This is a genomic window from Jezberella montanilacus, from assembly GCF_003003055.1.
Lineage (GTDB): Bacteria > Pseudomonadota > Gammaproteobacteria > Burkholderiales > Burkholderiaceae_B > Zwartia > Zwartia montanilacus.
Genome location: NZ_PVTV01000014.1, coordinates 47,663 through 70,520 on the forward strand (window position 1 = coordinate 47,663; position 22,858 = coordinate 70,520).

19 protein-coding genes are annotated in these 22,858 nt (G+C 52.6%); 2 read left to right on the forward strand and 17 right to left on the reverse strand.

All coding sequences use genetic code 11. The annotated features are described in order from the left end of the window. Positions 1 to 35: 35 nt before the first annotated feature. The 6 genes from BCM14_RS09570 to BCM14_RS09595 all read right to left on the reverse strand — a co-directional run bounded on the left by BCM14_RS09570 (position 36) and on the right by BCM14_RS09595 (position 6,440). Positions 36 to 1,832, reverse strand: a complete 1,797-nt coding sequence (locus tag BCM14_RS09570) for an aminopeptidase P family protein (protein WP_106227807.1) — start codon at positions 1,830 to 1,832, stop codon at positions 36 to 38. A 13-nt stretch (positions 1,833 to 1,845) separates the two neighbouring features. Beyond that, on the reverse strand, positions 1,846 to 2,481 hold the full coding sequence (locus BCM14_RS09575; RefSeq protein WP_106227808.1) for a DedA family protein: 636 nt from the start codon (positions 2,479 to 2,481) through the stop codon (positions 1,846 to 1,848). A gap of 85 nt (positions 2,482 to 2,566) precedes the next feature. Further along, positions 2,567 to 4,483, reverse strand: a complete 1,917-nt coding sequence (locus BCM14_RS09580) for a dipeptide ABC transporter ATP-binding protein (protein ID WP_106227809.1) — start codon at positions 4,481 to 4,483, stop codon at positions 2,567 to 2,569. Between the two features lie 41 nt (positions 4,484 to 4,524). Beyond that, positions 4,525 to 5,175 carry a CoA transferase subunit B gene (locus BCM14_RS09585; RefSeq protein ID WP_106227810.1) on the reverse strand — a complete coding sequence of 217 codons (651 nt, stop codon included), beginning with the start codon at positions 5,173 to 5,175 and terminating at the stop codon, positions 4,525 to 4,527. A gap of 13 nt (positions 5,176 to 5,188) precedes the next feature. After that, positions 5,189 to 5,890, reverse strand: a complete 702-nt coding sequence (locus BCM14_RS09590; protein WP_106227811.1) for a CoA transferase subunit A — start codon at positions 5,888 to 5,890, stop codon at positions 5,189 to 5,191. 91 nt (positions 5,891 to 5,981) lie between these two features. After that, positions 5,982 to 6,440 (reverse strand): acyl-CoA thioesterase, encoded by a 459-nt coding sequence (locus BCM14_RS09595; protein ID WP_146129755.1) that lies wholly within the window; start codon positions 6,438 to 6,440, stop codon positions 5,982 to 5,984. Positions 6,441 to 6,580: 140 nt separating this feature from the next. Between BCM14_RS09595 and BCM14_RS09600 the strand changes: the two genes are divergently transcribed. Continuing rightward, complete coding sequence (locus BCM14_RS09600) at positions 6,581 to 8,227, forward strand: electron transfer flavoprotein-ubiquinone oxidoreductase (RefSeq protein WP_259673532.1); 1,647 nt, start codon at positions 6,581 to 6,583, stop codon at positions 8,225 to 8,227. 32 nt (positions 8,228 to 8,259) lie between these two features. Here BCM14_RS09600 and BCM14_RS09605 read toward each other — a convergent pair whose 3' ends face one another. Genes BCM14_RS09605 through BCM14_RS09620 form a run of 4 tightly spaced genes read right to left on the reverse strand, consistent with a single transcriptional unit; the run spans position 8,260 to position 14,722 of the window. Beyond that, the gene (locus BCM14_RS09605; protein ID WP_106227813.1) at positions 8,260 to 8,793 is read right to left on the reverse strand and encodes a flavodoxin family protein; all 534 of its coding nucleotides are present in this window, start codon (positions 8,791 to 8,793) and stop codon (positions 8,260 to 8,262) included. Positions 8,794 to 8,842: 49 nt separating this feature from the next. Then, a complete protein-coding gene (locus BCM14_RS09610) occupies positions 8,843 to 10,306 on the reverse strand; it encodes an efflux transporter outer membrane subunit (protein WP_106227814.1) in 1,464 nt (487 codons plus the stop codon). Then, on the reverse strand, positions 10,303 to 13,551 hold the full coding sequence (locus BCM14_RS09615; RefSeq protein ID WP_106227815.1) for an efflux RND transporter permease subunit: 3,249 nt from the start codon (positions 13,549 to 13,551) through the stop codon (positions 10,303 to 10,305). Before BCM14_RS09615 ends, BCM14_RS09610 begins: the two co-directional genes overlap by 4 nt. 10 nt (positions 13,552 to 13,561) lie before the next feature. Further along, a complete protein-coding gene (locus tag BCM14_RS09620) occupies positions 13,562 to 14,722 on the reverse strand; it encodes an efflux RND transporter periplasmic adaptor subunit (protein ID WP_106227816.1) in 1,161 nt (386 codons plus the stop codon). A 150-nt stretch (positions 14,723 to 14,872) separates the two neighbouring features. Between BCM14_RS09620 and BCM14_RS09625 the strand changes: the two genes are divergently transcribed. Beyond that, on the forward strand, positions 14,873 to 15,493 hold the full coding sequence (locus tag BCM14_RS09625; RefSeq protein ID WP_106227817.1) for a TetR/AcrR family transcriptional regulator: 621 nt from the start codon (positions 14,873 to 14,875) through the stop codon (positions 15,491 to 15,493). A 44-nt stretch (positions 15,494 to 15,537) separates the two neighbouring features. Here the strand turns inward: BCM14_RS09625 and BCM14_RS09630 are convergent, their stop codons facing one another. From BCM14_RS09630 to BCM14_RS09660, 7 genes are read right to left on the reverse strand one after another with little or no spacing between them, the layout of a single operon-like run. Beyond that, complete coding sequence (locus tag BCM14_RS09630) at positions 15,538 to 16,932, reverse strand: L-lactate permease (protein ID WP_106227818.1); 1,395 nt, start codon at positions 16,930 to 16,932, stop codon at positions 15,538 to 15,540. A gap of 39 nt (positions 16,933 to 16,971) precedes the next feature. Beyond that, complete coding sequence (locus tag BCM14_RS09635; RefSeq protein WP_106227819.1) at positions 16,972 to 18,294, reverse strand: phenylacetate--CoA ligase family protein; 1,323 nt, start codon at positions 18,292 to 18,294, stop codon at positions 16,972 to 16,974. Further along, entirely contained in the window at positions 18,291 to 19,454 is a 1,164-nt protein-coding gene (locus BCM14_RS09640; protein ID WP_106227820.1) for an acyl-CoA dehydrogenase family protein, read from the reverse strand. Before BCM14_RS09640 ends, BCM14_RS09635 begins: the two co-directional genes overlap by 4 nt. A gap of 29 nt (positions 19,455 to 19,483) precedes the next feature. Continuing rightward, positions 19,484 to 20,443 (reverse strand): branched-chain amino acid ABC transporter permease, encoded by a 960-nt coding sequence (locus BCM14_RS09645; RefSeq protein ID WP_106227821.1) that lies wholly within the window; start codon positions 20,441 to 20,443, stop codon positions 19,484 to 19,486. Further along, positions 20,443 to 21,312: a branched-chain amino acid ABC transporter permease gene (locus BCM14_RS09650; RefSeq protein WP_259673533.1), complete on the reverse strand. Its 870-nt coding sequence runs from the start codon at positions 21,310 to 21,312 to the stop codon at positions 20,443 to 20,445. Before BCM14_RS09650 ends, BCM14_RS09645 begins: the two co-directional genes overlap by 1 nt. Further along, entirely contained in the window at positions 21,309 to 22,055 is a 747-nt protein-coding gene (locus BCM14_RS09655) for an ABC transporter ATP-binding protein (RefSeq protein ID WP_106227823.1), read from the reverse strand. Before BCM14_RS09655 ends, BCM14_RS09650 begins: the two co-directional genes overlap by 4 nt. After that, on the reverse strand, positions 22,052 to 22,855 hold the full coding sequence (locus BCM14_RS09660) for an ABC transporter ATP-binding protein (RefSeq protein ID WP_106227824.1): 804 nt from the start codon (positions 22,853 to 22,855) through the stop codon (positions 22,052 to 22,054). The genes BCM14_RS09655 and BCM14_RS09660 overlap by 4 nt, the downstream gene beginning before the upstream one ends. Positions 22,856 to 22,858 lie beyond the last annotated feature (3 nt).

Here is a 22,858-nt window from a genome sequence, read left to right on the forward strand (position 1 = left end):
ATGCGCGGCTGTCAAATGCCCAAATACCAAAAAATTTATACGACAAGTGGTGTTGTTCGTAACAGCAACCAATCCAAAGCTGCGTCGGTTAGTCGAGGCGCGAGGCGATCCCGGACGGTTGCATGGTAACTGTTGAGCCAATCCACCTCTGCGACATCCAACTGATCCACCAAAATCGGCCGGGTATCAATCGGGCAGAGGGTTAACGTCTCAAAACGCAAAAACTCGCCAAACTCGGATTCGCCAGCAGATTGATTGCAGACCAGATTCTCGATCCGGATCCCCCACCGCCCTGGTTTGTATAAACCGGGCTCATTAGATGTAATCATGCCAACGCGCATAGCCGTGTGGGGCGCTGGGGCCGCGCGGTAAGAAATGACCTGCGGCCCTTCGTGCACATTCAGAAAGTAACCTACACCGTGTCCAGTGCCATGTCCATATTCGGCCATCTTTGCCCATAAGGGAGCCCGGGCGATCACATCCAGCATGGGGGCAGCCACACCTTCGGGGAAGGTAAGTCTTGATAGCGCAATCATCGCCTTCAAGACTGCCGTGTAATCCTCTTTTTGCTCTTGACTAGGTTGCCCGACTGGCACCACACGAGTGATGTCTGTCGTACCGCCTAAGTACTGTCCGCCAGAATCAATGAGAAGCAGACCATCGCCTTCAATGATCGCAAAGGATTCTGGTGTCGCGCGATAATGAGGCATGGCACCATTTGCATTGAAGGCCGCAATGGTCGAAAAGCTAGGCGAGACAAACCCAAATTTCGCGGCACGAAACTCAATCAGCTTTTCATCGACCTGCAATTCATCAATTGCTGGTTGTCCTGCTTGATTCACGTTTGCCTCAAACCAGGCAAAAAACTCGCATAACGCAGCGCCGTCGAGCTCCATGACACGCCGGACGTGTTTCAGCTCATGGCGAGTTTTTTGCGATTTCATGAAGGTGCTTGGATTGATCTGACGCACCGTTTTGATCTTGATCTGATCGATCAAACCGCAGGTGGTTCGCGCAGGATCAAACAACAAGGTGTCAGGCGCGGGCAAACCAGTCAGGGTGTTTGCTGCGTCTTCGTATGGCAGCACCGCAACCCTTTCTTCTTTGAGCTCGTCAACAAGCGATGGCGGGATTTTGCCCTTGCCGACGAATAATCTGGTCAAGCCTTCGCTGATCAATAAATGTGACATAAATATCGGGTTGTAATCAACGTCGCTACCACGCAAGTTCAAAATCCAGGCGATATCGTCCGAAGTCGAAATCAAGTGCCACTGCGCGCCTGCCTCTCGCATTTTCTCGCGCACTCGGGCAATCTTCTCAACACGACTGAGGCCCGCGTACTCTAGCGAAAAATCCAGAATGGGCGCTTTAGGTAAGGTCGGTCGATCAAGCCAGACCTGGCCAGGGATATCAAGATCCAGCCTGAGCGTGATGTCACGCTTTTGGGTCGCCGTGACCAGTGCGTCACGGGCGCTGAGACTTAACGCCCGACCATCAATCGCGATTGCTTGACCTGCGTTTACGTGCTCTGCCAACCACTCAACATGACCTGGATCAGCAGCTGTCCCAATTTTCATCATGACGAAGCCGGTGTCTGCCAGTTCAGTCTCAGCTTGCACCCAATAACGGCTATCCACCCAGACCCCAGCAAAATCCTGAGTGACAACGACCGTGCCAACCGAGCCAGTAAAGCCTGTCAGCCATAAACGAATCTGCCAGTATTCGGGTAAGTATTCTGATAAGTGCGGATCCGCAGAGGGGATCAAGCAAGCCTGGACATCAGCGCGCGACATCGCGTCGCGCATGGCCGCAAGTTTGGCAGTTTGGTTCATGTTGATTCGCTGTTTAGTGTGAACGACTGCGTTCGCGCAAGTAAGCGACGATGCCGGGAATGAAGGACACGATAATGATGCCGATAATCACCAGCGTCAGGTTGTTGCTGATAAAGGGCATATTACCGAACAGGTAGCCAGCAAGGGTAAGTGAGATCACCCACAACAAACCGCCACTGACGTTGAACATAAAAAACTTACCGGATTCCATTCGGCCAAACCCTGCCGCAAAGGGCGCCATCGTCCGCACAATGGGTAAAAACCGGGCAATAACAATTGTCTTGCCGCCGTGCTGATCGAAGAAACCTTGCGTGTAAGTTAATCTTTCTTGGCTAATCAACTTGGTTTTTGTAATCAAGGTCTGACCAAACCAGCGACCTACCGCGTAATTCAATGCGTCTCCCAAGATCGCCGCCACGCTGAGCAAAGCCATCAGCACGAGTGGATCCATCTTGCCAATCGCGCAAATTGCGCCGGCAACAAACAGCAGCGAATCACCGGGTAAGAACGGGGCAAAAACAAGTCCTGTTTCAGCAAAAATAATGATGAATAACAAGGCGTATATCCAATTGCCGTGTTGCGCGATAAAGTCGAGCATCGTTTTATCGATGTGCAACAGAAGATTGAGTAGGCCTGTGACGATTTCCATTTAATTACCGTATGTATGATGCTCGACGCACTTCAACTTGTGCAAGAAGTCGCATTGTAGCCATCCTTGAAGAACGGCCTTTGGCTTAGAACACGCCACCGATCTGATGACGGGCAACGTAATGATCGGGGCCGACTTGAACCAATGGAGCAACAAGTGGGTCATCATTCAAACCGCGAATGGGGCTAGGTAACTCATCGACATCCAGCACTCTTTTTTGATGACGGCGGGTTGGATCAGCAATCGGCACAGCAGACATCAGTTTGCGGGTGTAGGGATGTTGCGGGTTCTGAAAAATCTCTCTTCTCGGACCAATCTCAACGATCTGTCCGAGGTACATGACAGCGACACGGTGGCTGATCCGCTCAACTACAGCCATATCATGAGAGATAAAGAGAAACGCGACGCCTAGCTCTTTTTGCAGGTCAATCAGCAAATTGATGATCTGAGCTTGAATGGATACGTCGAGCGCGGAGACTGACTCATCCGCAATCACCACTTTTGGATTCAATGCCAGGGCTCTGGCAATACACACACGCTGGCGCTGACCCCCTGAAAATTCGTGCGGATAACGACGTGCCATCTCGCGTGATAAACCCACCCGGTCAAGTAATTGACCGACACGCTCACGGGCTTCGGCCGGACTGCAAACCTTGTGGATTAATAGTGGCTCCATGATTGAGTAGCCAACGGTGAGGCGTGGATCCAGCGAGGCAAAGGGATCTTGAAATACAAACTGAATGTCGCGGCGAAGCGACTGCAATTGCTGATGTTTTAGCGCTAATACGTCTTGCCCATCAAACGTGATCTGTCCGCCCTGAATATCAACTAATCTCAGCAACGACCGCCCGGTTGTAGACTTACCGCAGCCAGACTCGCCCACCAGCGCCAAGGTCTCCCCGGGGAACAAATCAAAGCTGACTTTTTCAACCGCGTGCACGCGTCGTTGCACACGGTTAAGAATCCCTCCGCGCAAATCGAAACGTGTAATGAGGTTACGAACGCTCAGAATGGGTGCTTGATCCCGGTAGGGCAGGATCAGGGATCCCCCATCTGTGCTTGGATGATTCTCGATTTTCACACCAGCTTTTTCGCTGGTTTGTGCAGCGTTTTGCTCTGGTGACACCAGCGCAAAACGGGCAGGCAGGTCTGTGTCATGCATCGACCCCAGACGCGGTACGGCAGCCAGCAAAGCTTGCGTATAAGGATGCTGGGGAGTTGCAAATATCTTGGTTGATTCGCCTTCTTCTACCTTTTCACCCTTGTACATCACCAACACGCGATCAGCGACCTCGGCCACCACCCCCATGTCGTGGGTAATGAAGATCACGCCCATCTGCATCTCTTGTTGCAGTTGACTGATCAATTGCAGGATTTGAGCCTGCACGGTGACATCCAGTGCAGTTGTAGGCTCATCGGCGATCAATAGAGCTGGCTTGCAAGCGAGGGCCATCGCGATCATCACGCGTTGGCGCATCCCCCCAGACAACTGGTGTGGATAGCGATCCATAACAGACTTCGCCTCGGGGATACGCACTTGCTCAAGCAATCTTAACGTCTCAGCGCGGGCTTGCGCTGCACTGGCCTGTTGATGCAACCGTATAGACTCTGCAATCTGGTCACCTGCAGTAAAAACAGGATTGAGTGAGGTCATTGGCTCTTGAAAAATCATGGCCATGTCTGCGCCACGTACCGAGCGCATGATTTTGGAATCTGCTTTGGATAAATCCACCAGAGAACTATCCCGTCTTCGTAACGTCATCGATCCATTGATAATGCGCCCACCCCCGTATTCAACCAAGCGCATCAAAGCAAGTGAGGTCACAGATTTACCCGAGCCAGACTCACCCACAATGGCCAGGGTCTCGCCTCGCCCAACGTGAAATGACAGGTTTTTAACCGCATCGACGGTGCGCTCGGCACCTGCAAAGCGCACACTCAGATTATCAACGTGAATCACGTCGTTATCGGCTAGCTGGGTAGGGATGGCAGACTCGGTCATGGCTTAGTAAATCCCGGTGGAGGACGAAGGTCAAGCGGCGATCAGACGCCAGATACATCCAGCTTGGCCGCAGTTTTGGATTTGATTTCTTCAACGGACACGCCAGGGGCAAGTTCAAGCAGTTTTAGCCCAGCCGGGGTGACTTCCATCACACCCAGATCAGTAATGATCATGTCAATAACCCCTACGCCAGTTAGTGGCAAGGTGCACTTAGGCAACAGTTTTAAATCGGTCGTGCCATCTTTTTTGGTTGCGACGTGTTCCATCAACACCAACACACGACCCACACCTGCGACTAAATCCATGGCGCCGCCCATACCCTTGACCATCTTGCCCGGGATCATCCAGTTTGCCAAATCACCCGTCTCGGAGACTTGCATCGCGCCCAGAATCGCCAGATTGATCTTGCCTCCGCGAATCATCGCAAACGAATCCGCCGATGAAAAAATTGACGAACCGGGGATCGTGGTGACCGTCTGCTTACCCGCGTTGATCATATCGGGATCGACTTCATCTTCAGTTGGAAACTGACCAATCCCCAGCAAGCCATTTTCAGATTGCAGCCAAACCTCAATCCCCTCAGGGACATGATTGGCAACCAGCGTGGGTAAACCAATACCAAGATTGACATAAAAACCATCTTGCAATTCGCGCGCCGCGCGGGCGGCCATTTCGTCACGAGTCCATGCCATTTTCGTTTGCTCCTTAATTTGCCGCACGAACGGTGCGCTGCTCAATACGTTTTTCCGGGTTGGCGTTGATCACGATGCGGTGCACATAAATGCCAGGCAAATGAATCTGATCGGGATCAAGCTCGCCGTTTTCAACAATTTTTTCGACTTCAACGACGGTTACTTTGCCAGCCATGGCAACGGGAGGATTAAAGTTGCGCGCCGTTTTGTGGAACACCAGATTGCCACTGCGATCGGCAATATAGGCTTTAACCAAGGACACGTCAGATACGAGACCGCGCTCCATGACGTAGTGATCGCCGTCGAATTCGCGTACTTCTTTTCCGTCAGCAACGATGGTGCCTACACCCGTGCGAGTAAAAAATGCGGGGATCCCTGCGCCCCCAGCACGCAAACGTTCAGCCAGGGTACCTTGAGGGGTGAATTCGAGCTCAAGTTCACCAGCCAAATATTGCCGCTCAAACTCTTTGTTTTCGCCAACATATGAGGCAATCATTTTCTTGACTTGACGCGTATGCAACAAAATACCAAGTCCAAACCCGTCAACGCCTGCGTTGTTGCTGATACAAGTCAGATTTTGAACCCCCAGTTCTTTCACTGCGTCGATTAAAGCCTCGGGGATGCCGCAGAGCCCAAAACCGCCCACGGCGAGTGTCTGCCCATCTTGCACCAGACCAGTCAACGCTTCGAGTGCGCTTCCGTATAACTTATTCATGCTTCGTGCTCCTTTCTAGGTTTCTGCGTATATTGTGCATCGTATTCTCGATCCAGTTCGCTGCACTTGGGTTATCTGAGCTTAGATTAACTCACTCTGCTGTGACGCGGTAAGGGGCGATGGCGGTCGCCATGAACCGCAGCATATCCTCAGACCACGGCACTGCCTTGTTCGTGTGGTTGCTTGTGTAGACCAGTACCCACTTACCCTTTGCATAGGGACCAGCAGCGATATCAGCCAGCACGTAAAGATCAGCCTCAGCTTCAAGGCTGCTGCGTCCCAATCGAATGATTTTATTTCTCACGCTAATGCGAGCGGGATACATCACGGGTTTTATGAAATCGCAGCTGGTTGATACCACCACAGAAGAATAATGCTCAGAAAACTTCTGCCCATCAACGTATAGCATCTGCATCCGCGCCTCTTCAAAATAACGAAAATACATGGCGTTATTAAGATGGTTCTGGCTGTCAGCGTCGGCCCAGCGCATCGGGATTTCAAAGTCGTATTGATGACCTACACTCAATAAGTTGGTCGAAATTGTGGTCAAGCGTCTCCCCTCATGTCTGCAAAAGTGTCAGTTTGTTGATTCGCAAGGCAAAAGCTATCGCGACTGCCTTTCACTGCAATACAATCCTAGGCGAAATCATACCTATTTACCTAGCTGTAGATAAAAACTTGGAGTCAGGCATGTCAGAACGCGAATCGATGGAATATGACGTTGTCGTCGTCGGCGGAGGCCCCGCCGGCTTGGCCACTGCCATCAGGCTCAAACAATTGGCAGCGACTGAAGGCCAAGAGATATCAGTTTGCGTACTGGAAAAAGGCAGCGAGATTGGCGCCCATATCCTGTCTGGCGCAGTGATGGATCCGCAGGCCTTGACTGAATTATTACCCGACTGGAAGAACATGGGTGCCCCGCTCGACACCCCCGTCGCTGAGGATGAGTTTCTGTTTTTGACGGAAACCGGCGCACGCAAGACCCCGAACTGGCTGCTGCCTGAGTGCTTTCAAAATCACGGTAATTATGTAATCAGTCTGGGTAAAGTTGCCCGCTGGCTAGGTGAGCAGGCTGAAACCCTTGGCGTCGAGATCTTCCCTGGCTTCTCCGCTGCAGAAGTTTTGTACAACGATCAAGGCGCTGTGCGCGGCGTTGCAACGGGTGATATGGGTGTTGGTCGCGATGGTCAGCCTACCGATCACTACCAGCAGGGGATGGAATTACACGCCAAGTACACCATCTTCGCTGAGGGTGCACGAGGCCAGCTGGGTCGTCAATTGATCGACAAATTTAAACTGGGAGACGGACGCGATCCCCAGGCTTATGGCATCGGTATTAAAGAGTTATGGGAGATCGATCCCGCTAAATCACGCCCAGGTCTTGTTGTACATACCGCCGGTTGGCCCTTGGATTCGGACACTTATGGCGGATCATTTCTATACCACTTGAACGACAATCAGGTCGCGGTCGGTATGGTCGTTGGATTGGATTATGCCAATCCCTGGCTCTCGCCGTTTGAAGAGTTTCAGCGTTACAAGACTCACCCCGCTATTCGCAAGCACTTTGAGGGTGGCAAGCGGATTGCCTATGGTGCTCGCGCAATCACTGCTGGCGGTTTGTTGTCTTTACCTAAGCTAGTGTTCCCGGGCGGTGCCCTGGTTGGTTGTGAAGCGGGCTTTTTGAATGCGTCGCGCATCAAAGGGAGCCACGCTGCAATCAAGTCGGGCATGATGGCTGCTGAAGCTGCTTTTGCTGCCCTGGCAACTGAGCGTAGCCATGACGAGTTGTCAGCTTACCCTGCTGCGTTTGAAACTTCATGGTTGCATGTTGAGCTCAACAAAGCTCGCAACTTCAAGCAATGGTTTAAAAAAGGCCGGGGCGTCGGCACGCTGATGACAGGAATCGAGCAATGGCTGCTGAAAGGCAACATGCCCTGGACCATCCATCGCACCAAGCCCGATTACGCGTGCCTGCAACCTGCCGATCAGTGTCCCAAAATCGAATATCCCAAGCCCGATGGTGTCCTGACATTTGATCGCTTGAGTTCAGTGTTTATTTCGAACACCAATCACGAAGAGAACCAGCCTATCCACCTCACACTGAAAGACGCCTCGGTGCCTGTTTCGATCAACTTGGCGAAATTTGCGGGTCCTGAAGCACGGTACTGCCCCGCAGGCGTGTATGAGTATGTGAAAAACGATGACAATACCGATCGCTTGCAGATCAATGCTCAGAACTGTGTTCACTGTAAAACCTGTGACATCAAGGATCCGACACAGAATATTGTGTGGGTGACGCCACAGGGTGGTGAAGGGCCTGTTTACAGCGGGATGTGATACACCTCTAGAAATTGCCGAACCGACAGCGTTTAGCCGCGCAAGGTTTCGGCGACTTTCGCAATCCGTTCACCATAGGTTTTTGCCGTGTCCAGATCCCCTTGCGGAATATCCGCTGCAGGGCTGGTGGGGCCGACTTGCGCCATCAGCCCTGAATTTGAACCAAGCCGGTTAAGCGTGCCATCGTTCAGCAGAGGCTGACCAACCCAGATCATGCCTTGCTGCATCGCTAAGGTGATGAAATACTGAACCGTGGACAACTTATCGCCACTTGGGCTGGCAGAGATGGTGAAACCGCCCGCGACTTTATCTTTCCAGGCACTAGTGAACCAGCGCTTAGAGGTTGCATCTGCAAACTTCTTAAACTGCCAGCTAACCGATCCCATATAGGTTGGCGAACCAAAGATGATTGCGTCTGCGGCATCGAGAGTAGCCCAGTCTGCTTCGCTAATGTCGCCCTCGGGACTGATGACGATCGTTTGTGCCTTGGCGCCTTGCGCAACGAATTCAGCAACGCGTGCGGTGTGGCCGTACCCTGAGTGATAGATGACAACTGTTTTAGCCATGGTGTTCTCCTGACGTGATTGAAAGATAGTGCTGATCGAGCTACTTTGCTCAGTTTTTACCGGTGACGGGGGGGATCAGCTGAGGTCCTGCCCAACCGCCCCCCAAGCTTCGGTAAACGGCAACCAGAGCAGTCGCAGTCAAAACCTGTGCTTGTATAAGTTGATCTTGTTGCGCAAGCAACTGACGCTCTGCATCCAGCACAGAGAGGAAATCAATAACCCCAGTTTCGTAGCGCAGACGTGCAAGCTGGGCAGTCTTAGACGCACTACGAGCCGCCAGATCCAGTTTTTGAGTCCTTTCGGCATTGCGAGTAAAACTGCTGAACGCACCTTCAGTCTCTTCCAGTGCCGCAGTGATCGTATTTTCATAAACGACCACACTTTGTAGCGTCCGGGCTTCATTGCCGCGGATTCGAGCTCGAACAGCACCCAAATCAAAAGGTGTCCAGGCCAGCGTCACACCCAGGGAGAACAGCCTTGAATCAGCGCTACTCAAGTCGCTCACGTTCGCTGAGTTGAGACCCAGCAATCCCGCCACAGAGAGTTTGGGAAACAGCTCACTCGTTGCAATACCAATCCCTGCGTTGGCCGCCACGATTTGCTGCTCTGCCGCCATAATGTCCGGTCGGCGTTGTAACCACTGCTCAGTGGTACCTGCCGGTAACGCTGACAAATCGGTCACAGGCAAAGCCGGAAGCGGTGCCGCTGCAGACAGCTCAGCCAGAAGCAGACGAGGTTGCTGGGCAGTTAAGGTAGCAAGCCGGAAAATCGTACGCTCGATGGCTGTCTGTAAAGCAGGTACATTTGCTTCAGTCGAGGCTACCAATCCCTGCGCGCGAGACACATCAAGCTGATTGCCGCGACCATTGTCGAAGCGTACCTCGGTGAGTTTGAGCGTGTCGCGCTGAAAGGTCAGACTGGATTGAGTGAATTCGAGCCGTTGCTGTAAGCCACGGAGTTCAAGATAATTGCGAGCAACCTCCCCCGCAACGGAAGTCCTTGCCGCTTCGAGCGTCGCCAACCCTGCCTCTGCTCGAGCTGTGGCGGCTTCACTATTTCTTCGCAACCGACCAAAGAGATCGATTTCCCAGGCCGCGAAAAAATTGGCATCGTAGACGTTACTGGTACGATCTGAAACTGAAGTGCCGGGTAGTGAAGTGATAGGGGTCACTTCGCGATTCCCATCGGTTTGCGCGCCAAATCTCGGCCTGAAGGCGGCATTGGCCTCATCCTGACTTGCGCGTACTTCTTGCAATCTGGCGCTGGCGAGCTTCACGTCGCCATTGGCTAGCAGTGCTTTATCAATCAGCGAATTCAGTTTTTCGTCGCCAAAGCCTTGCCAGAAAGTTCGGATATCCACCACAGCTTCGGTATTGCGCGCCCCGACGAACGCTGGATCCATTGGTACGACAGGTTTCTGATAATCGGGCCCCACCGCGCAACCAGCCAAGCTCAGCGCGACAACCACCAGGCTCAAACGATGAAGGGTTGCATCCAACACTATTGATCTCATCGCGAGTCTCCTTCACTAGTTGGCTGAGCATGACCTGACGGTCCATCTGCATTTCTTAGTGAACGATCTCTGCGCATGAGCACGTAAAACACAGGGGTAAGAAAAATACCGAACAAGGTGACACCAACCATGCCGGAGAAAACAGCTATACCCATTGCCCGTCGCATTTCGCTACCGGCACCGCCACCCAGGATCAAGGGGACAACGCCTGCGCAGAACGCAATCGACGTCATGAGAATCGGACGCAAGCGCATTTTGCAGGCATGGGTGATGGCATCGAATAACCGCTCGCCTTGCTCTTCGAGATCTTTGGCAAATTCAACGATCAAGATAGCGTTTTTACAAGCAAGACCCACCAGCACGACGAGCGCGACTTGCGTAAAAATATTCAGATCAGCTGGTTGCGAAAAAGGAGGCAGACTCGACAGCCACACACCGAAAAGGGCCGATAGAATGCCCATGGGGACGATGAGCACGATGACCAGCGGAAGGGTAAAGCTCTCGTATTGTGCAGCTAACACGAGAACGACAAGCAGCACTGAAATCGCCAGCACCGCCGCTAAGGTCGGCAAGCTGAGATTCACACCCGGGATTTTGAAATCGCGGGTGAGACGATCTTGGTAACTAAGCTCTGTCCATTCGTAGGTCAAACCTCTGGGCAATGTTCGCTGCAACAAAGTCTCTATCTCAAGTTCTGCCTCGCTGCTCGAAAACCCGATATTAGGCGCACCGTTCACATCAGCCGATGGGTAGCCGTTGTAACGCGTGACACGAGTTGGACCGAAAGTCGGTTCGACCTTCATGAGTGCGCCGAGCGGGACCATTTCGCCAGCAGCATTGCGTGTTTTCAAAGCCATAATCGAACTGGCATCGGCTCTGAAAGACGCATCGGCTTGAACCACCACTTGGTAAGTCTTACCAAATTTGGTGAAATCGTTGACGTAAAGTGAGCCAAGATTAACCTGCATCGTGTCGTAAACGTCAGAGAGGCGCACACCCATTTGCTTGACGCGTGTTCGATCGATGTCAGCGAAAAGCTGAGGCACATTGATGTCGTAGGTGGAATAAGGCGTACCGATGCTGGACTTTGGATTGCCGTAAATTTGACCAAGCGCGCCCCAAACCCCACCGAACAACGCCTGCTCGCCGAGACTAGACCGATCCTGCACTTGAATCTTGAAGCCGCCAGCATTGCCCAAGCCATCGACAGCGGGCGGGGGCACCACGAACATTCGGGCGCCCTGAATTTGTTGGATTGCTCCATTCACGCGTCCCAGGATTGCGCCTTTGCTCAGTGCAGGCGAGGTACGGTTTTCGAATTCGTCCAGTCCGAAAAAAACGATCCCCTCATTAGGTGCCGCTGAAAAGCCGGCAATTGACAATCCCGGAAACGCCACAGAGTTGACAATGCCCGGGACCTTGAGCGCGATATCACTCATCTCGCGGATGACTGCTTCCGTGCGGTCGATCGTGGCACCTGCGGGCAGTTGGGCAATACCGATCAGATATTGTTTATCAGGTGCGGGGACGAAACCGCCGGGTATTCGAGCGAATAACAGTCCGGCAAATCCCAATAGCACCACGTAAACAGCGATAGACAGCGTTTTGCGCCCGATCACACTTGAGACGCGATGACTATAGGCGGTGCTGGCTCGGCCAAAGTAACGATTGAACAACTTAAAAAATCCGCCGAATACCTTATCAATGACCCGTGTGAGCCTATCTTTAGGTGCACCATGCGGTTGCAATAGCAACGCACTCATCGCAGGGCTGAGGGTCAGTGAATTGAAAGCTGAGATGACAGTGCTGATAGCGATCGTGACCGCAAACTGTTTATAAAACTGACCTGTCAGGCCAGGTACAAAGGCCAGCGGAACAAACACGGCGCATAAGACGAGCGCAATGGCAACGATCGGCCCAGAGACCTCTCGCATCGCCTTCACCGTGGCATCATGCGAGTTCAGACCGGCTTCAATATTGCGTTCAACGTTCTCTACCACCACAATGGCATCATCGACAACAATACCAATGGCAAGCACGAGGCCAAAAAGAGTGAGCGTATTGATTGAGTAGCCAAGCAATAACAAAAAGGCAAACGTCCCGACGATCGAGATCGGCACTGCGAGTAACGGAATGATAGATGCCCGCCACGTTTGCAGAAAGATGATGACGACGAGGACCACGAGCAAAACCGCTTCCAACAGTGTTCCGACCACTTTCTCAATCGACGTCTGCACAAAGCGTGTGGGATCGTAAACGATGCTGTAGTCCATGCCCGGCGGGAAATTACGCTTCAGCGTTTCCATTTTTTCCCGCACCTTGTCAGATAAAGCCAAGGCGTTCGCGTCTGGCGACTGAAAGATGGCGATTGCAGCCGCTTCTTTGTTATTGAGCAAGCTTCGCAGAGAGTACGACCCTGATGACAGTTCGACACGGCCGACGTCACGAAGTCTGATCACTGCCCCGGTGGACGGTTCAGCACGCACAATGATGTTGGCAAACTCTTCCTCCGTACTCAGTCGTCCCTTTGCATTGACGGCAAGTTGAAACTCAGTTCCCTTGGGTGCAGGCGGTGCGCCAACGGTACCCGCCGCCACCTGAGCATTTTGCTCACGGATAGCGGCAACCACATCAGCGCTGGTCAGGTCGCGTGCGGCGAGCTTTTCAGTGTCGAGCCAGATCCGCATGGCATAGTCGCCAGCGCCGAACAAGATAACTGAACCAGCTCCAGGAATGCGAAGCACCTCGTCCCGCACGTTCAGTTGCGCGTAGTTGCGCAGGTAAAGCGCGTCGCGACTGTTATCAGGGCTGACCAAATGCACAACCATCGTGAGGTTAGGACTGGATTTTTCAGTCGTCACGCCAATCTGTCGAACAATTTCCGGTAGCCTGGGCAAGGCTCGGTTGATCCGATTTTGAACGGCTGTTTCCGCCGCTTCGGGACTGGTACCTATCCTGAAGGTGACGGTCAGGGTCAGACTGCCGTCCGCAGTCGCTTGCGAGCTGTAGTACAACATGTTCTCGACACCATTGATCTGTTCCTCAAGAGGTGTCGCAACGGTCTCGCTTATTACACGCGGATTAGCACCCGGGAACTGGGCGCGGACAACCACTTGCGGCGGAGCAACCTCAGGGTATTCAGAAATCGGCAGCCGAAATATTGCCAACGCCCCGATGAGAAAAATAAAAATCGACAGGACGGCGGCAAAGCGAGGGCGATCAATAAAAAATCGGGAGATATCCATTTAAGCAGCCTTAGTTTTTCTTCGGTTCGGTGGTCGGTTGTGCCTTGGGTAATGGCATACCTTTATCATCGACCTTCAAGACCTCAGCCGTCACAGGAACGCCGGGAATAATACGTTGCAGACCTTCAACGACAATGTGTTCACCTGACTTGAGGGGACCGCTCGCGATAACTCTCATTTCGCCGTCCAGCGGCCCAAGCTGCACCGGTCTGAACTCAGGCTGACCGTTATCACCGACAACGACGACAAATTTACGCGTTTGATCCGTGCCTATCGCACGCTCAGGCACCAACAGCGCCTCACGAGAGTCTGTTGTGTTCATGACGATATGCACAGCAAGTCCAGGTAAGAACTGTCCTTTAGTGTTGTCAAACGTAGCGCGCATACGGACGGCGCCAGTCTGGGGACTCATCCGGTTATCAATAAAATCCAGCTTACCGACGTGCGGGTAACCCTCTTCATTCGCCAATCCCATGCGCACCGAAGGGGTCTTGTCACCGGCTGCGCGCATCCTGAGGAAGACTTGTTCATTGCAGTCGAAGTAAGCGTAGACGCGAGCGACCCCCGCAATCGTTGTGAGGACAACTTGCTCATTAACCAGATTGCCTGCGGTCACCGTTGCTCTCGAGACCCGACCGGCAACAGGCGCCCGCACGCTTGAAAACTCGAGGTTTAACTTTGCCGTGCGCAGCGCTGCTTCAGTTGACTGCACATCGCTGGCGCTCGTGTTTGAAGTGGACTTGATCTGATCAAACTCTTGCTTCGAGATACCACCTGCTTCTCTCAGTTTTAGTGCCCGGGCAAGTTCTGTGTTTGCCAGTTCTGCACGAGACTTCGCTGCTGACCATTGCCCTTCAAGTCGGGCAACCTCTGCAGCGAAAGGTCGCTGGTCGATCGTAAACAGGGGCTGGTCTTTTGCGACCATGCTGCCATCAGTAAAGTGAACTTTATCGATGGTGCCGCTCACACGCGGGCGTAATTCGACATATTCGGTTGCTTCAAGTCGTCCGCTAAATTTTTCACTATCCGTGAAGCTTCGCGACACGACAGGCACAACGCTCACCGGCGCAGGCCCACGAGCCCCGCCAGCGCCCGCCCCATCCTTACAACCAGATAACGCCGACAAAATGATTAAAAGCAAGCTTGCTGCACTAAGTGTTTTCGCATTCATGGGATACAGTCTTAACCAGATGTGGCGATCATGACGATCGGGATTTGCTATGGTGGTCTATCGCACTGCGCATATTTATTGATCGATCACTCAATAAATATATGATAACCTTGAACGATAAGGTGTCAAGTGACTTAATCGTCGATCGCAATGAAAATAGAACTCCTGTCGATTGCAAGATGTCGAGGCCGGCCACGGCAATTTGATCGCAATGAAGCATTGAACATTGCAGTACGCCTGTTTTGGGAGCATGGTTACGAAGCGACCTCCATCCATAAACTTGCGTGCGCGATGGGTATTCGGCCAGCCAGCCTGTACGCAGCTTTCAACGACAAAGCCGACCTCTTTCGCGAAGCGCTCGGTCGCTATCAAGCCAGCGTGTCGTTTGTTGAGAATTGCCTCAAACTCACTCCTACCAAAAAAGCGATCTCCTCACTTCTTCTTGAAGCTGCGAATCATTTCACAGATAAAGAGACACCGAGCGGATGCCTGATCGTCCTCTCTGGCATTTCCTTTGATCGACAAAGTTCCCCCGAAATTGAGAAAATTCTGACAGAGAAGCGCGCGGGTTTTGAAAAGCTTTTGTTTAACCGCCTCGAGCGTGGTCTTTCAGAGGGGGATCTTGATGTCAACACCGATCTGCATGCACTCGCGCGTTATCTGGTGATGATTTTTCAAGGTCTTGCCGTTGCAGCGCGAGAAGGAAAAACCAAGTTAGAACTCGAGCAGAGTGCCGTTTTGGCGCTCAGGGGTTGGTCTGGAGTCAACTGAAGTGACTGTTTTAGCTTTGAATAAAAGGACCCAATAGTCTGCCGTCACGCTAGCAGCATGTTGAGTATCCCCAGGCCTGTCACGACTGCTAGCGCTACCCCAAGCAGTACGCGTTGAATCCAGCGCCGGTGCTGGGCTGCATCAGCGTGGGTCAACTGAATCGCCATTTCGATTTTACCGGGTGAAGCCATCATCAAAAAGGCCGCTGCAACGTTATGAGTCGCCATGAACCACAGCACACTGATCCCCAGGGAACGAGCAATCGCAGCTTGAGTGGTGGCAAACATTGAGTTTGCCCCGACATTGGAACCTGTAATCAAACCACCCGTCGCGCCGACGAATGGAGCGATTGGCAAGTAGGCATAGCCGATAGCCGAAATCGCTTGTGCCAGATATGCAGCCATGCCTGATATGGCCATCACCATGCCTAAGATAATAAACAAACCAGTTACCGGTGCGACCTGCAACCACGAAACCCAGCTGCGGTTGGTGGGCAGTTTGGCTGGCAACCCGCGAGTAAAAAGGAAAGTAGCAACAAACAACCATAGCGCGGGCGAGCCGAGAAAACGCCACGCTTCAGACAAGCCATTCGCCCTGACGTACCACCCGCCTGCCAAAACACCAACAAGCAAGACGAAGTAGCTGAGCAAGCCCTTGCGGGCAATTGCTGGCAAGGGTTGTCGACCCGTTTTGGGTCCTCTCAAAAAATGCAGCAGAATGATCACCAGACTGCCGAGCGCGCCTGCCGGGCTGGTACCAAATAACATGTTGAAGCAGGTAATTGCGACCGTCAGCATCACCCCAGACAAAGCCCCAAGCAGCACAGCCTTGACTCTTTCTCCTGACTCAGAGACCAACCAGGCTGCAGTGACACCCGTAGCAATTAGCGGGATGAAACTCACGAAGCCAGATGCAACGCCAAGATCATGAAAGGATAGTTCGGCAAGCGATGCAGCGACCATGGTACCGGGTCCCATGGAACCCCAAGGGATGGTGCATAAGCCCAGTAAGCCCAGCACTGCAACTTTTCTGGGAGGCAAGCCAAAATTGGCTAGCAGCGGAATCCCAATCGTGATGCCGATTGCAAAGCCCGTCAGTGACTCTGCAAACGGCGTGATGCCATGCACGACCAACAGCACGGCTGCGACCCCACCGCCTGCCCGTGTCTTTATCCAGGACGCAAGTGCTGTTTGAACACCGGCGTGCCGCAAGACTTCAGACAGTAATAAGCCACCCGCTACGATGGCCAATACCTCAAGCAAAATCGGCAGCCAGTGCAGTAACTGAGGGATCAAGCCGGTCAAGGGCACGGGAAAAGCGATTACTGCTCCCACCGCAGCCACCGTCACGCCAAGGAGCGCCGCTTGCAGCGATTTAATACCCAAGCCAAGGGCAAAGAGCGTGATTACAACGGGCGCTGCACTGATAATGAGTTGCATAAGATCATCCGAGCCATCAGTCAAAAACCTGACAACAGATTACTCGTAAATCACTCGTTTTGCCTTATGAACGGTTCGTGGCAAGGTACCAGGGGTCAGCACCTCGACATGAAAGCGAACCTGCAACCTGTCGCGCAACACAGCTGCCAGTTGCTGAGCTTGGGTCTCACTGTCTGACCCATCGGCCAATTCGACCCTGAGCTTGACCCCGGTCAAGAACCCAGTATTTGAATCTTTCAACGAATCGTCGATCACCAACACGTACTCGTTGGTGAACTGCGGCATGGCCCTAACGATATTTTCAACTGCTGAGGGAAATAGATTAACGCCCCGAATAATCAGCATATCGTCGGCACGCCCCAGTACCCCACCGGGCAAACGCGCATGGGTTCTGCCATCGGCAGCGGGCCGGCTGTCTTTTACCACTACATCGCCTGTCCACCAGCGCACAAGCGGGCAAGCCTGTTTGTCGAGATGAGTAAGAATCAACACACCACGTTCACCATCTGACACAGGTTCGTGCGTATCAGGATGTAGCACTTCGGCATAAACAAAATCTTCTGCCAACGTGGGGCCGTTTTGTGCTGTCGTCTCAAAGGCAATCGGTTGAAACTCAAGCGCGCCATAGCAGTCAACCATTTTCGCACCCCAGAGGCGCTCGATCCGCTCTCGGGTACCCGGTACACCGGCACCAGGTTCGCCTCCCACGGCAACCGTCTTCACCTTCGATTTTGCTAAATCACGGCCCATCTTTTGTGCAGTCTCGGCAATATGAGCCATAAAGGATGGGGTACCCACTACATAGGTCGTGCCGTATTCAAAAATTGTTTCTACTTGTCTCTCGGTATCACCCGAAGATGAAGGGATGACAATCGCACCGACTTTCTGTGCCGCCAGCGTAAATCCAAGGCCGCCGACAAACCAGGCATAGTTAAACATGCACTGAAAAACATCGTTCTTTCTGACGCCTTGGGCATAAAGATAACGCGCATACAGGTGCGCCCAACGCTCAATATCCGCATTAGTCCATAAAACCGGGGTTGGCTTACCTGTTGTGCCCGATGAGAAATGAACCCGAACCGCATCCACTGGATCCACGGCAGCAAAACTGCCAAAAGGCGGTTTCGCCTCAAGCCCTTTGACGTAATCGGTTTTATAAGTGAATGGCAAACGACGAATATCGTCTAAGGTTTTAAGTTCAGCAGGGTCAAAACCAGCTTGTTTAAAAACCTCGCGGTAGTAATCGCTGTTTTGCCCCACGCGCGCCAGTTGCGTTCGCAAAGCCGTTAACTGAAAGGCTTCTAACCGCTCTCGTGGCCAGGTTTCACACTCATCCCAAATCGTGTCTGAAAACGGCATCATGCACCTTGATCTTGTACGTCTTTGCGAATGGCCCGCGAGAGCACTAACCGCTGAATCTCTGACGAGCCCTCGTAGATTTCAAGAATGCGTTGATCCCGATAAAGACGCTCGACGGTTGTTGGTTTGCAATAACCCATCCCGCCCCAGATCTGCACTGCTTCATTTGCGGCAAAATGCGACACCTCTGAGGTGAACAACTTGGACATCGCACCCAGTGTCGACACATCCTCGCCGGCGTCGTATGCCCGCGCTGCTTCATAAAGCATCAGGCGTGCGGCTGAGATCTGGGTTGCCATGTCGGCAAGTTTGAAGCCAATGCCTTGATTCTCCCCAATCGATTGACCAAACGCTTTACGCTCGACCGACCTTTTCGCTGCCTCGTTGTAGGCTGCAATCGCCAAGCCCATTGATTGAGCCGACACCATGATTCGACCCACATTCAGTGTTTGAAGCGCCAGACGCAGAGCACGATGCAACTCACCAATCCGATTACTATCGGGCACCACTAGGTCCACTTTGAGATTAGAAGTCTGTGTACCTCGAATACCCATACGATCAGACAACTCGTCAATCACGACGCCTTCTTGTTCTTTATCCACCATGAAGGCGGAGATACCGCGCCCCCCGGCCTCAGGATCCGTCTTGGCAAAGACCACGTAATAGCGTGATGCCCCGCCATTACCGATCCAGTACTTTTCACCCTTGAGATGCCAGCCATCCCCCTTGCGAGTCGCGGTTGTCTCGATCGCCGCCGCATCCGAGCCTGCCACACGTTCTGATAAAGCGAAGCTTGTCGCACGGCCGTGCGTCATCTCTCGCAGATACAAGTTCTTCTGCTCCGTTGTGCCGGCTAACAAAATGGGAAAAGCACCCAACTGATAAGCACACATGATGGCCGCGGTTGACGAGCAATGACTGCCGAGGGTCTCAACAGCAGCCACCGTCGTCGTCAAGCTTTGGCCCTCTCCACCCCATTCGCGAGGCAGAAACAAGCCTGTAAATTTATGAGCGACCAAGGTATCGATGGTTTCCCAAGGGTACCGTTGATCTCGATCGAGTTCTGGCGCCAGCGGCCCGAATTGGTCGCGACCAAGCTGGTCGGCTAGATCTCGCCACTTACTCGCTTGGGCGTCAAGCTTAGGTTGCCAAAGGACGGTCACGATAGGTGCTCCTGTTTAAACAATATTTTTTAATGATGTCTGCGATGACGCCACGCAAGGATGGCGTCTGGAATGGTCATTAGCCCACGGGGAAACAGTGCCAGCGTCATGATGAGCACACCACCCAGTACGATTTTGTCGTTATAACCACCGAACGAAAGAAACTTTTCTTGAACCAGTATTAAAGCCGTCGCGGCAAGTGGACCAAGCAGCTGACGTTTACCCACTAAGACAACAGCAGTCAGCATGAGTAAAAGAAAATAGTTATCCAATAAATCCGCGCTGACATAAGCGCGTTGGTAGGCGTATAACCAACCCGCCACTGAGCTGATGGCTGCTGAAAAAACAAATACCTGTAGCCTGACCCGAGCAGGGTCGATGCCGCTCATAATTGCAAGCCTGGGGTTCAGATGAACCATGATGGCTGCAGCGCCCAAACGCGAAGCGCGAAAGCGTTGTATTAAATAAATGGCTACCACAAGCACAATGAAGGCGTAGGGCCAAAGCTCATGATCGTTGCCTGCTTTCAGGCTGAGCCCTGGCAGTGACAAATCCAAAGTCGGGATACCGCGAACTCCGTCCGATCCTCCCAGAAAGCTCCAGTTAGCCGCAACAGTCATGGCCACAACGGTCACCGCGTAAGTCACCAGTGAGAACACAAATTCACGAAGTCGCAAAGTAATCAGGCCAATCAGCAATGCCAGCGTCATCGCTACGATGACTGAACAGATCAGAGTCAACCAGGCGTTGAAAGCTAACTGCGTTGATAAGAGAGAAGTGGCGTATCCACCCGTCGCAAAGAACACCGTGTGCGCCAAGCTGACTTCACCGAGATCTGACACAATCATGTCCAAGCCATACGCCATCACTGCAAAAATCGCGATCAGCACAAAAGCCGCATAGACTGAACCGTTTCCTCCCAGGGTTTCCGGTCCCAGATAGACCAGTAATGCAATGACGGGGAGCAGAATCCTGTTTTGCGTCAACATCAGTGTGCCCCTCCGCCTGCGCCTAAACCTTTGGGGCGCAGAACTAACACAGCGATCAGCAGCACAAACGCGGCTGCAGTTGTATAAGCGGGTGCAACCAAGGCTGCAAACAATGAGGTAAAAATGCCTAAACCGACGCCCGCTACATAACTACCTCGCACACTACCAATGCCCCCAAGCACCACCACGACAAACGTCATAATTACCTCGTCAAAACCCATCGACGTCAGGATTGGGGTTCGGGGTGCCACCATCCCGGCCGCAAACGCTACAGCCGCGCCTTCGAAGGCGAATACACCATAATAAATACGTCGAACATTAATCCCTGCTAATTCAGCAAGCTTTGGGTCTTCTGCCACCATCCTGACGAGGCGACCATAGCGCGTGGCATTTAGTAATCTATTTAGTCCAATAAAAACCAGGATGGCTGCAACGACAATAGCAAGGTCCTGCGCGGTGAGCCATAGTTCACCGAGCTCGAACTCAATGGCAGACCAGGGCGAATCGAGTATTTGTCCTGTTGACCCAAAGGTCAGTGCCGCAAGCCCATGCAAGACGTAGCCGAAACCGAGCGTCATAATCATGATCGAGACCAGGTTTTGTTCGAAAGTTGCTTTGAGCATGACACGTTGCATAAACAATCCCACCAGCGCACCAACCACCATCGCTACCGGAATCGCCATCTCGTAGGGAACGCCTGCTTTTGCAAAGGCCCACCAGGTCACAAAGGCACCCAACATATACATCTGTCCGTGCCCGAAGTTCACCAGACGAGCAACGCCCAGCAGTAATGTCCACCCAATCGCCACCAGTGCATATGCATGCCCGATCACGATGCCATTGATGATTTGCTGAAGCAAATTCATCATGCGTGCGCCCCCAGATAGGCTTGGGCAATACGCGGATTATTCGCCATTTCACTGGCACTACCCTGCAGGATGATCGTCCCGCGTTCGAGCAACACCAAACGATCAACCACCTCTAGCGCAGCCTTAACGTTCTGCTCAATTAACAAGACGGATAATCCAGCCTGAGCAAGCGTGCGCATGGTGTGCAGGACTTGCGATACCAGCATGGGGGCAAGTCCTATTGATGGTTCATCCAGCATCAAAAGCTGTGGGCCCAACATCAGTGCTCGACCAATCCCTAACATCTGACGCTCCCCTCCGGACAGCTGTGAACCCAAATGATCGCGACGCTCTTTCAACCGCGGAAACAATTCATACACTTCATCGCGTGAATAAATCCGTCTACCCTCCTTGCTCGGCGGATCAAACGCTGTCGTGAGATTGTCGTGAACCGTTAAATGACTAAAAACCAATTTGCCTTCAGGCACCAACAACAAGCCTGACCGAACCCGCTCATAGGTCGGTAGGATATCAACCGATAGGTCCCCAAGTCTCACCTGTCCGGTCACACGGGCATGACCACGAGACCAACCCGCCAAGCCGTTGACTAAAGAGGATTTGCCCGCACCGTTTGCGCCAACCACCCCGACTATCTCGCCTTTTTTTACGGTTAGCGAATCGACATTAACAGCCAAATTTCCACCATAGGCGACTTTTAAGTGGCTGACGGACAACACGTCGACCCTCTGCTCGTCATTCGTCATGAGGAAGTTCCCAAATAGGCTTCGCGTACACGCGAATCCGCTTGTATCGCCTGAGGTGCGCCATAAGCTAGTTGCTTGCCGAAGTTGAGGACACAAATCCTATCTGCAACAGACATGATCAGATCCATATGGTGTTCAATCACCACAAGCGCAACGCCTTCGTGCTTCAGGCGTTGGAGAATCTGTTTGAGTATTTCCATGTCTTCACCACCCAGACCCGCGGCTGGCTCATCTAGTAGCAACACTTTTGCACCAGAACCGAACGCCAGAGCAATCGATAACATTCGCTGCACGCCGTATGGGATATCTTTGGGGCTAAGCGGATGGTATTGCTCATGTACCCCAAACTGCTTGAGAATTGTTGCTGCCCGAATGCTGGCTAGCTGACGTCGCTTGAACGCGGCGATAGGATTGAAGATGCTGCTAAATAAACCGGGACGAGCGATATCGCCAAGCACCACCAAAAGGTTATCAAGAACCGTTAATTCGTCGAAGAAGGCGTTCTGTTGAAACGCTCGTTTCATGCCAAGCGCACAGAGATCATAGGCTGGCACATCGCTGACGTCCCGACCATTAAGCGAGATTGTTCCAGTGCGAGCGACCAGAGCAGTTACCGCCTCAAAGCAAGAACTTTTGCCGGCGCCATTGGGGCCAATAATGCCCAGAATCTCACCTGGTGAAACCGACCAACTCACATCGCTAAGCGCAACGAGTGCGCCATAGTGAACCGTGAGACCCTGCACGCAAAGTGCAGGATTTGAAGACAAGGCACCACTGGAAAAAACCGATTCAACAACCATTTT